General features: G+C 49.1%; 17 protein-coding genes and 1 tRNA gene. 14 read left to right on the top strand and 4 right to left on the bottom strand.

Annotated elements, in window-relative coordinates:
* Positions 1–128 precede the first annotated feature (128 nt).
* From ACTQ1O_RS09080 to trmB, 3 genes are all read left to right on the top strand, one after another.
* Positions 129–1,322: a pyridoxal phosphate-dependent aminotransferase gene (locus ACTQ1O_RS09080; RefSeq protein ID WP_441487005.1), complete on the top strand. Its 1,194-nt coding sequence runs from the start codon at positions 129–131 to the stop codon at positions 1,320–1,322.
* Between the two features lie 674 nt (positions 1,323–1,996).
* Positions 1,997–2,119 (top strand): hypothetical protein, encoded by a 123-nt coding sequence (locus ACTQ1O_RS09075; RefSeq protein ID WP_441487004.1) that lies wholly within the window; start codon positions 1,997–1,999, stop codon positions 2,117–2,119.
* Positions 2,103–2,864 (top strand): tRNA (guanosine(46)-N7)-methyltransferase TrmB, encoded by a 762-nt coding sequence (gene trmB / locus ACTQ1O_RS09070; protein WP_441487003.1) that lies wholly within the window; start codon positions 2,103–2,105, stop codon positions 2,862–2,864. The genes ACTQ1O_RS09075 and trmB overlap by 17 nt, the downstream gene beginning before the upstream one ends.
* 213 nt (positions 2,865–3,077) lie before the next feature.
* Here trmB and ACTQ1O_RS09065 read toward each other — a convergent pair whose 3' ends face one another.
* From ACTQ1O_RS09065 to trxA, 3 genes are all read right to left on the bottom strand, one after another.
* Positions 3,078–4,199, bottom strand: a complete 1,122-nt coding sequence (locus ACTQ1O_RS09065; protein WP_441487002.1) for a DnaJ C-terminal domain-containing protein — start codon at positions 4,197–4,199, stop codon at positions 3,078–3,080.
* A 396-nt stretch (positions 4,200–4,595) separates the two neighbouring features.
* Positions 4,596–5,018, bottom strand: coding sequence for an Hsp20/alpha crystallin family protein (locus ACTQ1O_RS09060; RefSeq protein WP_441487001.1), 423 nt, complete (start codon positions 5,016–5,018; stop codon positions 4,596–4,598).
* A 365-nt stretch (positions 5,019–5,383) separates the two neighbouring features.
* A complete protein-coding gene (gene trxA, locus ACTQ1O_RS09055; protein ID WP_441487000.1) occupies positions 5,384–5,764 on the bottom strand; it encodes a thioredoxin in 381 nt (126 codons plus the stop codon).
* 632 nt (positions 5,765–6,396) lie between these two features.
* Between trxA and ACTQ1O_RS09050 the strand changes: the two genes are divergently transcribed.
* The 8 genes from ACTQ1O_RS09050 to ACTQ1O_RS09015 all read left to right on the top strand — a co-directional run bounded on the left by ACTQ1O_RS09050 (position 6,397) and on the right by ACTQ1O_RS09015 (position 13,760).
* Complete coding sequence (locus ACTQ1O_RS09050) at positions 6,397–7,914, top strand: L,D-transpeptidase family protein (RefSeq protein WP_441486999.1); 1,518 nt, start codon at positions 6,397–6,399, stop codon at positions 7,912–7,914.
* A 179-nt stretch (positions 7,915–8,093) separates the two neighbouring features.
* Positions 8,094–8,255, top strand: a complete 162-nt coding sequence (locus ACTQ1O_RS09045) for a hypothetical protein (RefSeq protein WP_441486998.1) — start codon at positions 8,094–8,096, stop codon at positions 8,253–8,255.
* Positions 8,256–8,283: 28 nt separating this feature from the next.
* Positions 8,284–8,847 (top strand): NUDIX hydrolase, encoded by a 564-nt coding sequence (locus ACTQ1O_RS09040; RefSeq protein ID WP_441486997.1) that lies wholly within the window; start codon positions 8,284–8,286, stop codon positions 8,845–8,847.
* Positions 8,848–9,004: 157 nt separating this feature from the next.
* Positions 9,005–9,616, top strand: a complete 612-nt coding sequence (locus tag ACTQ1O_RS09035) for a DUF3786 domain-containing protein (protein ID WP_441486996.1) — start codon at positions 9,005–9,007, stop codon at positions 9,614–9,616.
* Positions 9,613–10,548 (top strand): M15 family metallopeptidase, encoded by a 936-nt coding sequence (locus ACTQ1O_RS09030; protein WP_441486995.1) that lies wholly within the window; start codon positions 9,613–9,615, stop codon positions 10,546–10,548. The genes ACTQ1O_RS09035 and ACTQ1O_RS09030 overlap by 4 nt, the downstream gene beginning before the upstream one ends.
* Positions 10,549–10,584: 36 nt before the next feature.
* A complete protein-coding gene (locus ACTQ1O_RS09025; protein ID WP_441474254.1) occupies positions 10,585–11,199 on the top strand; it encodes a YesL family protein in 615 nt (204 codons plus the stop codon).
* A 206-nt stretch (positions 11,200–11,405) separates the two neighbouring features.
* On the top strand, positions 11,406–12,809 hold the full coding sequence (locus tag ACTQ1O_RS09020) for a TrkH family potassium uptake protein (protein WP_441486994.1): 1,404 nt from the start codon (positions 11,406–11,408) through the stop codon (positions 12,807–12,809).
* A 297-nt stretch (positions 12,810–13,106) separates the two neighbouring features.
* Entirely contained in the window at positions 13,107–13,760 is a 654-nt protein-coding gene (locus ACTQ1O_RS09015; RefSeq protein ID WP_441486993.1) for a potassium channel family protein, read from the top strand.
* A 239-nt stretch (positions 13,761–13,999) separates the two neighbouring features.
* Here ACTQ1O_RS09015 and ACTQ1O_RS09010 read toward each other — a convergent pair.
* Positions 14,000–14,072, bottom strand: a tRNA-Lys gene (locus tag ACTQ1O_RS09010).
* A gap of 461 nt (positions 14,073–14,533) precedes the next feature.
* Between ACTQ1O_RS09010 and ACTQ1O_RS09005 the strand changes: the two genes are divergently transcribed.
* The 3 genes from ACTQ1O_RS09005 to ACTQ1O_RS08995 all read left to right on the top strand — a co-directional run bounded on the left by ACTQ1O_RS09005 (position 14,534) and on the right by ACTQ1O_RS08995 (position 15,894).
* Positions 14,534–14,755: a hypothetical protein gene (locus ACTQ1O_RS09005; RefSeq protein ID WP_441487032.1), complete on the top strand. Its 222-nt coding sequence runs from the start codon at positions 14,534–14,536 to the stop codon at positions 14,753–14,755.
* The gene (locus tag ACTQ1O_RS09000; RefSeq protein WP_441486992.1) at positions 14,752–14,952 is read left to right on the top strand and encodes a hypothetical protein; all 201 of its coding nucleotides are present in this window, start codon (positions 14,752–14,754) and stop codon (positions 14,950–14,952) included. The genes ACTQ1O_RS09005 and ACTQ1O_RS09000 overlap by 4 nt, the downstream gene beginning before the upstream one ends.
* Before the next feature lie 117 nt (positions 14,953–15,069).
* Positions 15,070–15,894: a DNA-3-methyladenine glycosylase family protein gene (locus ACTQ1O_RS08995; RefSeq protein WP_441486991.1), complete on the top strand. Its 825-nt coding sequence runs from the start codon at positions 15,070–15,072 to the stop codon at positions 15,892–15,894.
* The last annotated feature ends 237 nt before the right edge of the window (positions 15,895–16,131 follow it).

Genomic DNA, 16,131 nt, shown 5'->3' with positions numbered 1-16,131 from the left:
TCAGGCTGCGGAGAAATCTTTTAACAGCCGTAAAGCTCTGACAAAAGGAATCGGAAAATTCTGCATATAATAAATAAGAATTCGCGTATATTAAAATGTGTGTATACAAGAAAATGGAGGTCAGCACAATGATTAACACACAGATGGAAAAGCTGGGGAAAGCACCTTCGAAGATTCGTGAGATTTTTGAGTATGGAAAGAGAAGAAAGGCTGAGATTGGAGAGGAGAATGTGTTTGATTTCAGCATCGGGAATCCGAATGTTTCGGCTCCGGCGGATGTAAATGTGACGTATAAGAACCTGATTGATACGCATGATGATATCTGGCTTCACGGTTATACCTCGGCATCGGGTGATCCGGATACGAGGCGCGCGGTCGCGGAGGATCTGAATCGACGATTCGGTACCTCTTTTAAGGCGTCCAACCTGTATATGACGTGCGGAGCGGCGGCGTCGCTGAAGATAACGATTACCGCAATGGTGCAGCCGGGAGACGAGTTTGTTACCTTTACCCCGTTTTTTCCGGAGTACCGTGTGTTTGTCGAGACTTCTGGTGGAAAGCTGGTCACCTCTCCGACCGATCCGGAGACTTTCCAGATCGACTTTGCTCATCTGGAGGCAGTGATTACGGACAAGACGAAGGCGGTTCTTGTCAATTCCCCGAACAATCCTTCCGGTGTTGTGTTCCGGGAGGAATCCGTGAAAAGGCTGGCTTCTCTTCTCGTGGAGAAGGAGCAGGCGTACGGGCATACGATTTACCTGATTACAGACGAGCCGTACCGTGAGCTTGTGTATGATGAGGAGATCATGGTTCCGTATATGACAAAATATTACCGGGACACTGTGGTGTGCTATTCCTACAGCAAATCTCTCTCCCTGCCGGGCGAGCGGATCGGCTACATTCTGATTCCGGATGAGGCGGATCAGGCAGCGGATCTGTATGCGGCAGTCGCGGGGGCGGGCCGTGCGCTGGGATATGTCTGTGCGCCGAGCCTTGCCCAGCATGTGATCGAAAGGTGCGTCGGACAGGTCGCGGATCTGTCTGTGTACAGGACGAACCGGGATCTTCTCTATGACGCTCTCACGGAATATGGGTACACCTGTGTTCATCCGGACGGCGCGTTTTATCTGTTTGTGAAGGCTCTGGAGGAGGATGCGGCATCATTCTGTGAGAGGGCAAAGGATTTTGAGCTTCTGCTTGTTCCGGCTGACAGCTTCGGCACGCCCGGATATGTGCGGATTGCCTACTGCGTGACGACGGATCAGATCCGCAGAAGCCTGCCGGCATTCCGGAATCTGGCACACGCCTACGGCAGAATCTGAAAATATATTGCCACTTTTGTATATAAAATTCTCCTGATAAACGCATGATAAAAAAGTGCACAAATTGAAGAAGCTGCGATGAAAAATTTCTTTGAGCTGAGATTTTCATTCACAAAATAATCAACATTTCAGAAGGCCGGAAAGGCGCGTAAAATCGAGTTATCCACGAAGTTATCCACATTATCAACAAAAATGTGGGGAAAATTACATGGTTACATAAGAGAAAATCGTGAACAGATGTTTTGTGAACAATCTCCAAAATATCCAAAATACGGAAAAAACCGTGAAAAAGCCTTGACTTTTCTATAGTGAAACTATTAGATTCTGTATCTCTGAATTGTGCGGTGATCTTCGAAAAAATCTGACAAAATGTGGAATCGTTTCTGTAATTCGTACATATACATGGTGTCTCTCTTTTGAAACCGGATACGTCCGAAGGTTCACACACATGTAATTTGTACATATATATGGGGCTATATGTAGTGTATATGGAGTTACCTCCCGGCTGGAGAACTGAGGCAGAGCTGGATTGCGCGGCGGGGTTCACCGGGAGAACCGGACGATTCGATGCAGGGCAGGTGGATGCCGGATGCGGTCAAAGCGGGTATGGATAAAGATGAAGCAGATCAAGACGAAACAGATGAAGACGAAGTAGATAAGGTGAAGCAGATAAGGTGAAGCAGACAAAGGTGAAGCAGATAAAGGTGAAGCAGATAAAGGTGAAGCAGATAAAGGTGAAGCTGATGAAGTGGATACAGAAGATAATGGAGGAGAAAACAGATGAGCAGGCTGCGTAATATACCGGGTGCTGCGGATGTGATCCGCACCAGTGAGTACTGCATACAGAATCCGGAGAATTTCCGGGGCAGGTGGAACTGCGTTTTTGAAAAGAGACAGCCGCTGTATATTGAGATCGGGATGGGAAAGGGTCATTTTCTGATGGATATGGCGGAGGCGTACCCGGACCGCAATTTCATCGGCATCGAGATGTATGACAGCGTTCTGTTCCGGGCGGTTCAGAAGGCGGAGATGCGAGCGAGAATTCGGGAAGGGGAAGATCCGGAGAATGTTCATGGCCTATCGGCAGATGTGAAGGAAAGGCCGGGGTTGATGAGGAACTGCAATTTTCGTTTTCTCCGGATGGACGCAAGACAGCTGACAGAGGTATTTGGCGAGGGGGAGATCGACGGGATCTATCTGAATTTCTCGGATCCGTGGCCGAAGGACCGTCACGCGGGGAGGCGTCTGACATCTTCCGGATTCCTGAAACTCTACGAGAAAATCATGAGCAGGGAAGCACGGCTGGAATTCAAGACCGATAACCGGCAGCTTTTCGATTTTTCGCTGGAGGAAATTCGTGAAAATGGCTGGAAGCTTCTGCAGTATACCTTTGATCTTCACAATGACCCGGAGATGAATCAGGGAAATATCATGACGGAATATGAGAAAAAATTCTCGGCCAGAGGAAACCAGATCTGTAAGCTCATCGCAGTGCCCCGGAAAGAGGAAAACTCTGAATGCGACAGAAAGATCCGGGTGTAACGGAAAGATCCGGGTGTATCTTCGAGGAGTAAAAACGAGATAAAACACGCTGCGCGAGTTTTATCTCGCTATCGCGACGCTCGCCGCACACGAATACTTCGCATTCGGCTGCGGCTCACTGTTCGCGTAAATTAAAGGAGACAGGACGGATGCGGATCCGGTCTGTCTCCTTTGTTCTGTGTGCATGGATAGATTTTTTCCCTGCGGGTTGGATTAGTCACCGGAAGCGGCTGTGCTGCTCCGGTTCTCCGCGGCCTGATATGCCTTCAGTGCTTTCTGTTCTTCGCGTGAGAGGGCCTTCGGAACCGCAATCTCAATGGTGACATATTCATCTCCGCAGACGCCTTTCATATCCTTTACACCCTTGCCCTTCAATCTGATCTTGCTCCCGGACTGCGTGCCCTTCGGAATTCTGCACACAACTCTGCCGTTGAGTACGGGAACCTCGGCCTCGCCGCCGAAGACTGCCGTCGTGTAGGAAATCTTTGCGGTTGTATACAGATCATTTCCCTTACGTTCGAATCCGGGCATATTCTGAACGTTAACCTTGATGATCAGATCACCGCTGGTGCCGTTCGGTTTCTGATGGCCTTTACCTCTCAGACGTATGGATTTGCCATCTTCGATGCCTGCCGGTATGCGGATCTCCAGAGTGCTTACATGACCATCTGGGGAAGAAAGCTGAACCTTCCGGCTGCATCCGTTGACCGCATCCATGAAGCCGATGGTAATTTCTGAATGAAGGTCGTAGTCTGCATTGTCCATGTTTTCATAGAAGCCACCGGTTCCTCCCTGTCCAAAGCCGCTGAACCCTGATCCGGATGAATAACCGTCAGAGGCGCGGCTGTGTCTAAAGGAGTCTCCGGTTTTACCATGGAACATATTTCCGAACATCTGGCCGAAGATGTCATCTGCGCCGTCTCCGTTAAAATGGAAGGACTGATATTTCCTGCCATCCGGGCCGTAGGATTGATAACTATAGCTCGTTCCGCCGTTTCCCCCTGTGAAGTTGCGGAAGAAATCTCCGGCCCCGGCCTTGCCACTGCCAAAATCACTTCTGCCGCCGTACGCGTCATACGCCTCTTCATATTTCTTCGGGTCCATGCCGTTCTCAAATGCAGCCATGCCGCATTTATCATAGATCCGTTTCTTTTCGGGATCACTGAGTACAGCATATGCCTCATTGACCTCCTGGAATTTTTGCTCGGCCGTTTTATCGCCGGGATGCATATCCGGGTGATAGCGTTTCGCCAGCTTACGGAATGCTTTTTTAATTGCATTTTCATCGGCTCCCCTGGAAAGGCCAAGAACCTCGTAAAAATCCTTCTTCATCATTATCTCACCTTCTTCCTGTTCTGGATTTCATACCCCTTCTGTTAAATGCTATGCTCATAGATAATGTGCCTCTGATTATTTATTCCCTCTGTCTGTTCATCCCGATGCGGCTGTGACGCAATATCTCGTTCGGATACATTACCTCATGCCTGCATGGATGACAATTTTATTCTGTATTCTCAAAAAGCTGTCACGCCGACTGAATCTCTCAGTGACATGACAGCTTATAAATTTACGCGAACAGTGAGCCGCAACCGAATGCGAAGTATTCGTGTGCGGCGAGCGTCGCGATAGCGAGATAAAACTCGCGCAGCGTGTTTTATCTCGTTTCCTTGATTTCCGAGTGTCGCTTGACCCTGTCTGACACTGCTTTCAGCTGTCTGAACGGATCAGTTATCAGCCTATCGCAATCTTCTTCGGTTCAGGAGTCTGCGGTTCTTTCTTCGCGATATGAATATTCAGAACACCGTTCTCAAACTTTGCAGTGATGTCGTTCTCGGAAACCTCATCGCCGACATAGAAACTGCGCTCCATATTCCCGCTGTATCTCTCGATCCGAACGATTTTGCCGTCTTTTTCCTTTTCGTCCTTTTCCTTTGAATCCTTCACGGCCTTTATATTCAAAACACCCTCATTCAGGTTCAGGGAAATATTCTCTTTGCGGAATCCGGGAAGTTCAACTGTAAAGTCATAGCCCTTCTCGTCTTCCCTGATGTCTGTCTTCATCACTCCATTTTCCTCAAAAAACGGTACCTGGAAGAAATCATCTGTCCAATCATTTACAAAATCATTTCTGAAAATACTTGGCATATACATCATAAGTCATTCCTCCTTCTGCTCATTCGTTCCGTTTCGAAAATGCCTGTTTCTCTGAATGAGTTCATGTAATTTCACATTTATTTTCCAACAGAAGAGCGGCAGTGGATTGCCTGCAGCACTTCTCAGAATCGGATGGTTTTTCTTCATCCCCCTCTCAGCCACTATGCTGTTTGGATTATCATCTGCTTTCTCCTGACATTATGTATACTAGCACCTGTTATTAGCACTGTCAATAGGTGAGTGCTAATTTTTTTAAAAAACTTTTTCAGACATCCATCACAGCTTGTTTGTGGCCGCGAAGCCTGAGACAAAAAAACGCCGGGCTGTGATGATCACAGTCCGGCAAAAGTTCCAGATCCGACTTATTATTTATTCCTGTCGATGATTGCTTCAAAGCTCTCAGAGTCTCTTGCGCCGACCACCTGATCGACCTTCTGGCCGTCCTTGATGAATACGAAGTTCGGGATACTCTGTACGCCGAATTTTGCAGCGACATCCGGATTATTGTCTACGTTGATCTTTACAAACTTGACATCATCATAATCCTCGGAGAGGCTGTCCATAACGGGAGCCATCATTTTGCAGGGACCGCACCAGTCCGCGTACATATCTACAACGACAAGACCCTTTGCCTGCATTACCTCCGCGTCGAAATCGTTCTGATTGATCATTTTCACCATGGTGTTATTCCTCCTGTGGTTTATCTGTATTCGCTGATAAGTTTTTGTACTGCCTGTATTGAACAATTACAATGTATCACAAAATTAAATTGTGCGCAAGTATTTTTGAAAAATCGTATCGGGTATTTTGTAAAAATCGTATCGGGTATGTTTCGGGTATTTCGTCCACGCCTGCTTATGTTCACACATTGTATCAATAATTCCTCCTGTCCCGATCACGTATTTTGCGCGTGCATACTTTCCATATATAATATAACACACAGCGAAACTGCGAATGGAAAAGGTTTCATTTGTGTATTTAAGATATGATGTTGATGTTGCGATCGTTGAATTATTGAAAAAGAAAGTTCATGACACGGGCTTGACATAATGTGTACTACACTGTATAGTACACGCTATATAATAACAATTAAAGGTACATTGAGAAATACATTATGTATAAAAAGTGTCTACAGGATAGACGGGAAGACTGAAGAGATTTATAATGGTGAAAATAGGTGTTTCAGGACGCAATACAGAAAGACCCTGAAGCTGGTGAGACCTGCAGGAGTGCGAAGCACGGAGCAATCCGTCGCTTATACAGTATGTGGCACGACTTATCGTATGAGGTTTACTTATAAGGAATAGTTTTATAAGGAATAGTTTTATTAAAGAAGAGCTTTATAAAGAGGAGTTCAGAACGGATAAGAGGAATTCATATGAGGACAAACAGAAGAAAATCTGGCGGGCGGTATCGCAGACTGGTTCTCCCGCTTGTGTGTCTGATCGCAGCGATAGGAATTTTGTGTGGTCTGTTCGTTATCGGAGGAAAGGGAGCGGGGAGCTCGAATCACAATCATAAATCTATTGGAAGCGTGGCAGCTCTTTCTGTTGAAACTTCGGGCACACATTCGGCGGATCCGGAAGAGATGGAGCTGAAGAAAACACCTGGTGAGGACTACAGTCTTACCGTGAAATTCCGGAACGGACAGGAAGTAATCCGGGGTATTTTCACAGACAGGGCGAGTTCGGATGCGGACAGCACGGATGAGTCGGAGCAACGCACCGTTACAACTCCAAACGGTGATTTTCTCTACAAGGTGTCGGACCTCCAGAACATGGTGAACAACTTTCCGGAGATGCAGGATGCAAATATGACGCAGCCGGTCAACGCGAGAATCGAGAAAACGGACAGTGGCTTTGCGATCGCGCCCCAGTCGGACGGCACGGTACTGGATAAGCAGGCAGTTCTGCGCGCGGTGGAGAACGCGGTGTCCGGCTGTCAGAAGGAGCTGGATTTGACGACAACAGACGGGATCTATCAGAGCGCGGAGATTTCTGCGGACAATGAAGCTCTGAATCAGCAGCTCGCTGCCCTGAATCAGACGGTCAGCGCAAGCATCACGTATACCCTTCCGACATCTACACGCACACTTGACGGATCAACGACGGTGAACTGGCTGACGCAGAATGCGGATGGCTCCTGGACGAAGGACGACGCGGCGTGGAACCAGCATATCGCGGATTATGTGGCCCAGCTGGCGGCGGATACCGACACGGTCAACTCTGATCGGACCTTCCATGCAACGGGAATCGGGGACGTCACCATCAAGGGTACCGGGTACTACGGCTACGAGGTGAACCAGTCAGCAGAAATATCTCAGCTGACCGACGAACTGAACAGCGGGGCAGTTACGACCAGGGAGCCGGTATACAGTGTAACGGCGTATGCATCTCCGGATGACAACAATGGATTCGGACAGAATTACGTCGAGGCGGATCTGAGCCGGCAGCACATCTGGGTATACGTCAATGGCCAGGTGGCTTACGAGACTGACTGTGTATCTGGAACAATGAATGAATCCTATCACACACCGGAGGGAGCATTTATGCTTCTGAATAAGGAAAAGGATGCCACGCTGCTCGGAGATCAGATTGCCGGTAAGGAAAACTACTATACCTACACACAGCCGGTAAGCTACTGGATGCCGTTTACATATTCCGGATGCGGCATGCATGACGCATCCTGGAGAGGGGCATTCGGAGGAGATATCTACATCGCAAACGGCTCTCACGGATGTCTGAATCTTCCGCTTGACGCGGCTGCCCAGATCTATAATCTGGTATCGGTGAGAGAGCCGGTGATCATTTATTATTCGGCGGGGTACACGCTGGCACCCGCTCCGGCACCGGTGCAGACCGAGGGCGTTTATTACGACAAAAACGCTGCAGGCTAAGGCCTGTCAAAGTCACGAAAAGTCAAAGAAATCCAATAAGGAAGCCCTTGCCTGGAGAAGATTCAGGCAAGGGCCTGTTTTTACCCTGCTATTTGGCTTGCGGGCGGTTCAAGTTTACGGTATGATATGCGAAAAATGTGTTATACTTTTGTTCCGGGTAACTTTCGGGGACCAGGCAGATGAAATCAGGTATCGGTGAGAGAAAACCGCCGGATTGCGAACCCGTAGCCGGAGACAGAAATCTGCCGGATTACAAATGCGTAGCCGCAGACAGAAATCTTTCGGATTACGAACCCGTAGCCGGAGATAAAGAGCCGCCGGAACCGGAGTCCGCAGGATAAGAACGCACAGAGCATGGAGCGGAGGGATATGGAATACATCGACATTTATAATACAGACAGGGAGAAAACCGGACGACAGGTTCCCCGCAAAGTATACAGGTTACAGCCTGGTGAATATATGCTGGTTGTGATTGCACTGGTCGAGCGGCCGGATCACAGATTTCTGATTACGCAGAGGAAGAAGAACAAGAAATGGGCAGCCGGCGACTGGGAGGTTTCCGGGGGAGGCGTCCGTGCCGGGGAAACGTCGTTTCAGGCGGTGTGCCGTGAGGTGAGAGAGGAGACCGGTCTGGACGTCTCCCAGGCAGATGGCGGATGCGTATATTCCTATCAGAACACGGATCCGGAGGGCGGTGATAATTATTTCACCGATATTTACCATTTCCACATGGACTTCTCTGAAGAGGATGTCGTGCCGCAGGAGGAAGAGACAGAAGGATTCCGGGTCGTTCCGTTTGATGAGATCCGCAGAATCGGCGAGTCCGGACACTTTCTTCATTACAGCAGAATCCTTCAGGCACTGGACGCGGAAAAACGGCATGCGGACGATGACAGTGAGGCTGAGAAAAAGTATGCGGATACCCCCCGGTGAAGTGACAACTCTGTGCGCGCGGGAAAAGCAGAGAGGAACCGCATTCGGAGGAAGAGTGAGCGGGTAAAAACCGGTGAAGTGACAAACCTGTGCGCGCGGGAAGACAGAGAGGGATCGCATTCGGAGGGAGAATGGATAGGAATAGAAAGGAATAGAAATGTGCGGTAATTATGACGCGATGTCTGAGGAGTCCCGAAAGGAATTCCTCACGCTGGATCAGGAAAAGCTGATTCACAAATATCAGCTGGAAAGCGATGAGAACTATCTATATATAAAGGTGTTGGGACAGGATTATCAGATCAGCCGGCAGCTTGGGACGGTTACGTGCCGGGGAAGCATGAAGCCGGCGGAGCATGATATAGTCATGGCGATTTACGATGTTTTCTGCTGCTCGGACGTGAATGAAAAATTTCCGGAGATGGCCGGAAACTGGGAGACGCTGGCGCAGATGGGAGGAATTGTCGGTGCCGGACATGCAAGAAAGCTTCATCAGCCGGATGTGATTCGTCCCCTTGAGGGAAAAACGGAAGAGATCCGGAAGGCGTGTGAGTCGCTCGGAGGGCTGGCCTGCAAGGGCGGTGATGTGAGTTACCTGCTTCCGGTTTTTCCGTTTCTGAAGGTCTGGTTCCAGTACTGGGATTCCGATGAGGAGTTCCCGGCAAGCATCCGTTTTCTCTGGGACAAAAATTCTATTAAAATTCTCCATTATGAAATCATTTTTTACACGACAAAGTATATTGAAGATAAGATAAAGGAACTGATCAGGTGAGGCATAACAAACTGGATACAATACTAAAGATGGTGCTTGTGGTTGGAATTGCACTGATTATCATACTCGGAGGGTACATTCTTATTCAGATTCATGGAGAACGGACTGCTGAGGTGAATGGTAGCGGAGGCAGCAGCGCAAAGGAGGAATCCGGACCGCAGGTGATCTCCGGATCGGCGCCGCAATCGGTATCGGATACGATGGAAAACAGCGCGGCAGAAGATGCGGAAACGACACCGACAGAGGCAGCGAAGCCGGACCCTGCCAAGTACAATACGACAGACAACTGGGCGTTGATTCTGGTGAACAGCAGTCATCCTTATCCGAATGGATATACAGCGCAGGTTACGATGGTTGATAACGGGCAGGAAACCGATTCAAGATGTGCCGAACAGCTTCAGCAGATGCTGACCGACTGCAGGGCGGCGGGGTACGATCCTCTCGTGGTTTCCGGGTATCGGACACACAGCCAGCAGATTCTGGATTTCGAGAGCATGACAAACGTGTATGTCAGTGGCGGATACTCCGAGGAAGACGCACAAGCCATGGCGGCGGAGAGCGTTGCAGTTCCGGGAACAAGTGAGCACGAAACAGCGCTGGCGGCGGATATCGGATGTGAGCACAACACTGCGATCGACAGCTCTCAGGATCAGGAAGAGGTTCAGAAGTGGCTTCATGAAAATTGCTGGAAATATGGCTATGTACTCCGGTATCCGGAGGGAAAACAGGACATCACTAAGATTGTCTATGAATCCTGGCATTACAGATATGTCGGGATGACCGCGGCAAAGGTTATGTATGATGAAAATCTCTGCCTGGAGGAGTATCTTAAGAAATACGTAGAGCCTTATACAAGTCTGGAAGAACTGGATCGTCAGGCGATGAAGACGCTGGGGCTTACCTATACAGGCAGCGCGTCGGCGGATTCATAAGTACGAGCGGCATGACGCTTATTAGAGGATGAAGGTATGGACAAATTTTTTAATATGGACGGACCGGTTATGAGAGGATTGACCAGAGTGTTTGACCTGGTGCTTTTGAATCTTCTGACGGTGCTGTGCAGCATTCCGCTGATCACCATCGGGGCTTCTCTTGCGGCGATGCACAGCGTTCTTCTGAAGATGGTCCGGAATGAGGAATCCTACATTATTAAATCCTTTTTCAGAGCGTTTAAGGAGAATTTTAAACAGGCGACCGGGATGTGGGCACTCGATCTTTTTTTCGGTGGGCTGATCGCGCTGGAATGGACGCTGCTGAAATCATTCGGGTATGATCAGATGATCTTCCGCGTGATCATCGCAGGGCTGACGCTGCTTCTTCTGGCGCATATGTCCTACAGCTTTGTCCTGATCGCCCGGTTTGAAAATACGTTCGGACAGATTTTCCGGAATGCGGCGGCACTGGCTGTCGGATATCTGCCGAGGACGCTGGGAATGGTGGCTATTCATGCGGCCTGGCTCTATGTGATCTGGAGAGTCGGTTTTCGGATCGGATTTCTGGTTATTCTCATCGGTTTCACGCTTCCGGGGTTCGCGTGCGCGTACCTGTACACTCCGGTTCTGAAAAAGTTGGAAAACGGCTAACAGATTATCTGTTTCGGCTATTTTTTCCTCTTTATGGCGTTGTAGTATAGCTTGTCAGACATAGGAGCGGAAAGGGGTACTCTGCTTCAGGCATATAAGCGGAAGGACGCTCTGCTTCTGGCATAGGAGCGGAAAGGGGTACTCTGCTTCAGATCTGAAGGATATAAAAGTGGAAAGACCACTCCGCTGAGGAGGAAACTGAGAAAATGGGTGAGGGTATACGTCACTATGATATGGAAGACAGTGAGTCGCTGTCTGCAAAGCTGGGAAGATTCTGGAACATGCTTACACCGACGCAGATCATACCGGTCGGCTTTGTCCTTGTGATTCTGGTTGGTGCGTTTCTGCTCTGGCTGCCGATATCGTCGAAGACCGGTGCCAGGATACCGTTTTCGGACTGCTTTTTTACGGCAACATCGGCAACCTGTGTGACGGGCCTTATCCGGTTTGATACATTTAGCACCTGGACGTTTTTCGGACAGCTTGTCCTGGTGATCCTGATGGAGATCGGAGGCGTCGGATTCATGACCTTCGCCATTGTGATGATGATGGCGGCCCGTCAGAAGATCGGACTTCATTCCAGAAGGCTGCAGCAGGACTCGATTGCGGCACCTGCCGTCGGCGGAATCGTGCGCATCACCCAGTTTGTGGTAAAGGGAACAGCGCTTGTGGAAGGAACCGGAGCTGCGCTTCTTTCCATTTATTTTGTGCCGAGGCAGGGATTCTGGGACGGCATATGGAGCAGTATCTTTCATTCGGTTTCGGCGTTTTGCAATGCCGGTTTCGATCTTATGGGAAGGTACACGCCGAATTCCTCACTGGCCATGTGTGAGAGCAACTGGTACGTTGTGATCATTATTATGGCCTTAATCAGTCTCGGCGGCTTCGGATTCCTGGTGTGGAGGGATCTGATTGATCACAGATTTCATTTCAGAAATCTTGCGCTGCAGAGCAAAATCGTTCTTACGACATCCGCAATTCTGACCTTCGGGGGAGCCATCGGAATTTTTCTTCTGGAGATTGGCAATCCGGATTTTGAGTCCATGTCTGTGAGTGGAAAAATCGCAGGCAGTCTGTTTCAGTCTGTGACCTGCAGAACGGCAGGCTTTTCCACGATGGATCTCGGCGCGATGTCGACAGCGGCTCAGTTTCTGATGATCATGCTGATGCTGTCCGGTGGTTCACCGGGTTCTACTGCCGGCGGTATGAAGACCACAACGGTGGCGGTACTTTTTCTGAGTGTCAGGACGACCGGAAAGCGGAGAAAGAAAGTAGAGGCTTTCCATCGATCCGTAGATTCTGAGACAATCAGTACGGCGGCGACGGTAGCGATTCTGTATATTTTCAGTGCAATAGCCGTCGCTATGATCATCTCCTCAGTGGAAAGGGGCGTAGATTTTCAGACGGCGTTTTTTGAATCGGCATCCGCGGTGGCAACAGTGGGATCCACCCTTGGCATTACGCCCAGGCTCGGTATGCTGTCAAAGCTGCTGCTGTGTGTGCTGATGATCTTCGGCCGCAGCGGAACGGTGACGGTGCTGACCGCGATGACAAGAAGAGACCGGAGAGCGGCATCGAGATATCCGGCGGAAGAAATATCCATCGGCTGATCCGTTTTTCGGGGTTGTGACAGTCCGCTTGCGGGGCTAATGTAGATTGCTGCCCGTCTGGCCGGGGGAATGCGGTTTTGTGGCCCCGTTTGCGGAGAGTAATGCATTATGAGCCCCGCTTGCGATGAACTATGCATTTTGAGCTAGGCTCGTGGTGAAGTAATACAGCTTGTGGCAAGGTTATCGTATAGGGCTGTAAATGGCCTTTACAATAAGGAGATCGGCCTGTAATTGTTGTAATATATTGCGTGACGCAGGAAGGCGGGGAGGATCCCGCAGACAGAAGGAGCAGAGGCAATGAAGAATGTGCTGATTATAGGACTCGGACGCTTTGGCAGACATATGGCAATACGGCTGCAGGATCTGGGAAATAACGTGATGGCTGTTGAGGAAGATGAAGAGACGGCAAATGATGTGGTAGACAGAATCCCCAATATCCAGATTGCGGATGCCACCAATCCTCAGGTGATCAAGTCGCTCGGGATCAATGATTTCGATTTGTGTGTGGTCACGATCGAGGAAGATTTTCAGGCGGCACTTGTTGTTACCTACCTTCTTCATGAGGCAGGTGCAAAATATATCATAGCGAGAGCGGCGAGGGATATGTACCGCAAACTTCTTCTGCATAACGGTGCAGATTATGTTGTGTATACGGAAAGAGATGAAGCGGAGAAGCTGGCAGTCCGGTTTGGCGCGAGAAATGTTTTTGATTACAATGAGCTTAGCAAAAATCTTGGCATCTATGAGATTGCCGTTCCTTCGGCCTGGGTCGGAGAGAGCATTCTGGACCTGAAGGTAAGATCGGAGTATGGCGTCGAAATTCTTGCCTTTCAGCTGGGAGGCGACGTCGAGCAGATTCTCGACCCGGAGTTTGTGTTTGAGAAGGATATGCATCTCTACGTGATCGGAGCTCCGGATGCCATCCGCAGGATTACAAGAAACAAGGCGTGAATTCCGGGGATAGCCGTGGATAATCGTCACTGACAAGAGCCGGCGGTGCCGCAATTATGCGGTGCCGCCGGCTCTGCGTGCATATCGGTTCTTACTCTGATGCGCTGCTGTTTTACTTTGCTGGGCATGCTTTTTGCCTTTTACTCATAGGTTTTCGTTCGATCGCTTAACGTTCACTGGACAAAATAAGAAGCGCCGTCCCCGGTATCCTTTCGATACCAAAAACAGCGCTTCATAAGTGCGCCATCAGGGACTCGAACCCTGGACAAATAGATTAAGAGTCTACTGCTCTACCAACTGAGCTAATGGCGCTTGGTTTGTATTGAATTTGTGTTGCTGTTCCGTAACAACGAAGATGATTATACGTTACCTCTGAGAAAAAATCAACCCCTTTTTTAAATTTTTTTGAAAAAAATTAGTACGCATGAATTGAACATTTTTGGCACGGTCAGAAGCTTTGAAAGCGTTTTTTTGCAGGCCTGCAGTAGATCCGAAATTTTCGGGTAAGTATGGCAGAGAGCCTGCGCATTGTAAGGTGAGCACGCCCGCATTGCGCGGGAGTTCCCCGGTAAGTTTGGCAGGGAGGGGGTACAGCCGCGATGAAACCCAGGACAAATCGATACCATTCGTGAACCGGTGATGTCGGATTGTGAATCACAGTGTTATGTGATATAAAAGGATAAGAACTATATAAGAAGTGCAGGCGGGTGTCTCCCACTGACCGGAGACTCAATGGGAGAGGTTTGTAAACCCGGATGGAATTAATAGGAGGAATGGCCATGAAATCGATTTTAATAAAGGATACAACACGGGAGGAAAGAATTCGGATTGTGAATCAGGCACTTTCAGTCTGCGGGCAGACCTGTGAGTTCTGCAACGGCTGTGATAACCTGGGAGGCGGGGATGTAGATGCCTATTATCGGCCATATATTGAGGGAGAAAAGGAAATCAGTGAATTGAATGCCGCCTACCAGGGTGGGAGAGTTAAGGGGTGAATGTGATGCCGCCGGAAATTCAGAATTCCACGAGAGAGGAAAGAGAAGCCTTTATTCGGGAAAAATTCAAATGCATCAGTGACTGCGACAGCTGCGGAATCTGTCTTGTGTATCGTGGGAAAGATCCGGTGCTTGTGTATAAAGACTATATCGACGGAAATGCAGAATATCTGGATATCGCTCGAAAATACCGATAGTTGCTGTATTGTCGGCTGTGGGGGAAATTTGTTGGGCAATCGGTACAGATGTCCCCGGTATGAGCGGAAGAATATCAGAAGAATATTATTTGAGGGAATCGGAGCGTATACAGGCAGATGGTGACAGAAATCTCGGATGACTTTGACCTGAAGAAAATAGCGGACAGTGGGCAGTGCTTTCGATGGACAGAGACAGAAGACGGGTATGAGATCATAGCCGGCAGTCACTGGGTGCGGATCCGGGAAGAAAGTCGTGGAAATGAAGAAGGAAGACATTGTCTTGAGCTATCCTGTTCCAGGAAAGAGTTTGAGACATTCTGGAGGCAGTATTTTGATCTGGGGCTGGATTATTCGTCGGTTCGTCGAAGGATAGATCCGGAAAAGGACCCCTATCTGTATCGGGCTTCTGCCTGCGGGACAGGAATCCGCATCCTCAACCAGGACCCGTGGGAGACGTTGATTACGTTTATTGTTTCTCAGAGGAAGAATATCCCGGCCATTCGACTTTCCGTGGATAAGCTGTGCAGAATGGCCGGAACACGGCTGGCAGAGGAACAATATTCCTTCCCGGGTCCGGAACAGATGTGTTCGCTTTCCGGGGAACAGCTCGCAGAGTGCGGTCTTGGATATCGGGCAAAGTATGTGCACAGAGCTGCAGAAGATGCCGCGGATGGCAGGATAGATTTCGGCAGGCTGAAAGGGCTTCCGGACGATGAGCTGAAGGAAGAACTGATGGCACTCTATGGCGTTGGAATTAAGGTGGCGAATTGCGTGATGCTGTTTGGCTTTCACCGACTGGATTCCTTTCCGGAGGACGTCTGGATTCTGAGGCTTCTGGAGGAAGAGTATCCGGGAGGGTTTCCTTTCGATGCATATAAGCCGTACAACGGGATCATGCAGCAGTATCTGTTCTGGTATCGCCGGACAGTGCAGAAAAAATAAATGCTCATACCTGTTGTCGTCGCTAATGTTCTTGCCCACCGGTGAGCAAGCTCCCCGTGGGCCAAGAACATTGCGACTGGACTTATACAGTATGTTCATATTTTGTTTTCAATTTATTAACGGGCGGAACAAGGTCTCATCACATTTAAGCTCTATACTGCTTAGTATAGAAACAAATAAATATGCAAGGCATTGTTATCATTGTTTCTTTTTCATATTAGGTATGTGAGCCTGGAA

Source organism: Bilifractor sp. LCP21S3_A7 (assembly GCF_052118825.1).
GTDB lineage: Bacteria > Bacillota > Clostridia > Lachnospirales > Lachnospiraceae > Bilifractor.
Note: the sequence above shows the minus strand (reverse complement) of the source record. Positions and strands in the feature narration are given on the sequence as shown.

Bases quoted from the DNA above. Each gene is read 5' to 3' on its own strand.
- ACTQ1O_RS09080 (WP_441487005.1), top strand. From the start codon at position 129: ATGATTAACACACAGATGGAAAAGCTGGGGAAAGCACCTTCGAAGATT.
- trmB (WP_441487003.1), top strand. From the start codon at position 2,103: ATGAGCAGGCTGCGTAATATACCGGGTGCTGCGGATGTGATCCGCACC.
- ACTQ1O_RS09065 (WP_441487002.1), bottom strand. From the start codon at position 4,199: ATGATGAAGAAGGATTTTTACGAGGTTCTTGGCCTTTCCAGGGGAGCC.
- ACTQ1O_RS09060 (WP_441487001.1), bottom strand. From the start codon at position 5,018: ATGATGTATATGCCAAGTATTTTCAGAAATGATTTTGTAAATGATTGG.
- ACTQ1O_RS09050 (WP_441486999.1), top strand. From the start codon at position 6,397: ATGAGGACAAACAGAAGAAAATCTGGCGGGCGGTATCGCAGACTGGTT.
- ACTQ1O_RS09045 (WP_441486998.1), top strand. From the start codon at position 8,094: ATGAAATCAGGTATCGGTGAGAGAAAACCGCCGGATTGCGAACCCGTA.
- ACTQ1O_RS09040 (WP_441486997.1), top strand. From the start codon at position 8,284: ATGGAATACATCGACATTTATAATACAGACAGGGAGAAAACCGGACGA.
- ACTQ1O_RS09035 (WP_441486996.1), top strand. From the start codon at position 9,005: ATGTGCGGTAATTATGACGCGATGTCTGAGGAGTCCCGAAAGGAATTC.
- ACTQ1O_RS09025 (WP_441474254.1), top strand. From the start codon at position 10,585: ATGGACAAATTTTTTAATATGGACGGACCGGTTATGAGAGGATTGACC.
- ACTQ1O_RS09020 (WP_441486994.1), top strand. From the start codon at position 11,406: ATGGGTGAGGGTATACGTCACTATGATATGGAAGACAGTGAGTCGCTG.
- ACTQ1O_RS09015 (WP_441486993.1), top strand. From the start codon at position 13,107: ATGAAGAATGTGCTGATTATAGGACTCGGACGCTTTGGCAGACATATG.
- ACTQ1O_RS09005 (WP_441487032.1), top strand. From the start codon at position 14,534: ATGGCCATGAAATCGATTTTAATAAAGGATACAACACGGGAGGAAAGA.
- ACTQ1O_RS08995 (WP_441486991.1), top strand. From the start codon at position 15,070: ATGGTGACAGAAATCTCGGATGACTTTGACCTGAAGAAAATAGCGGAC.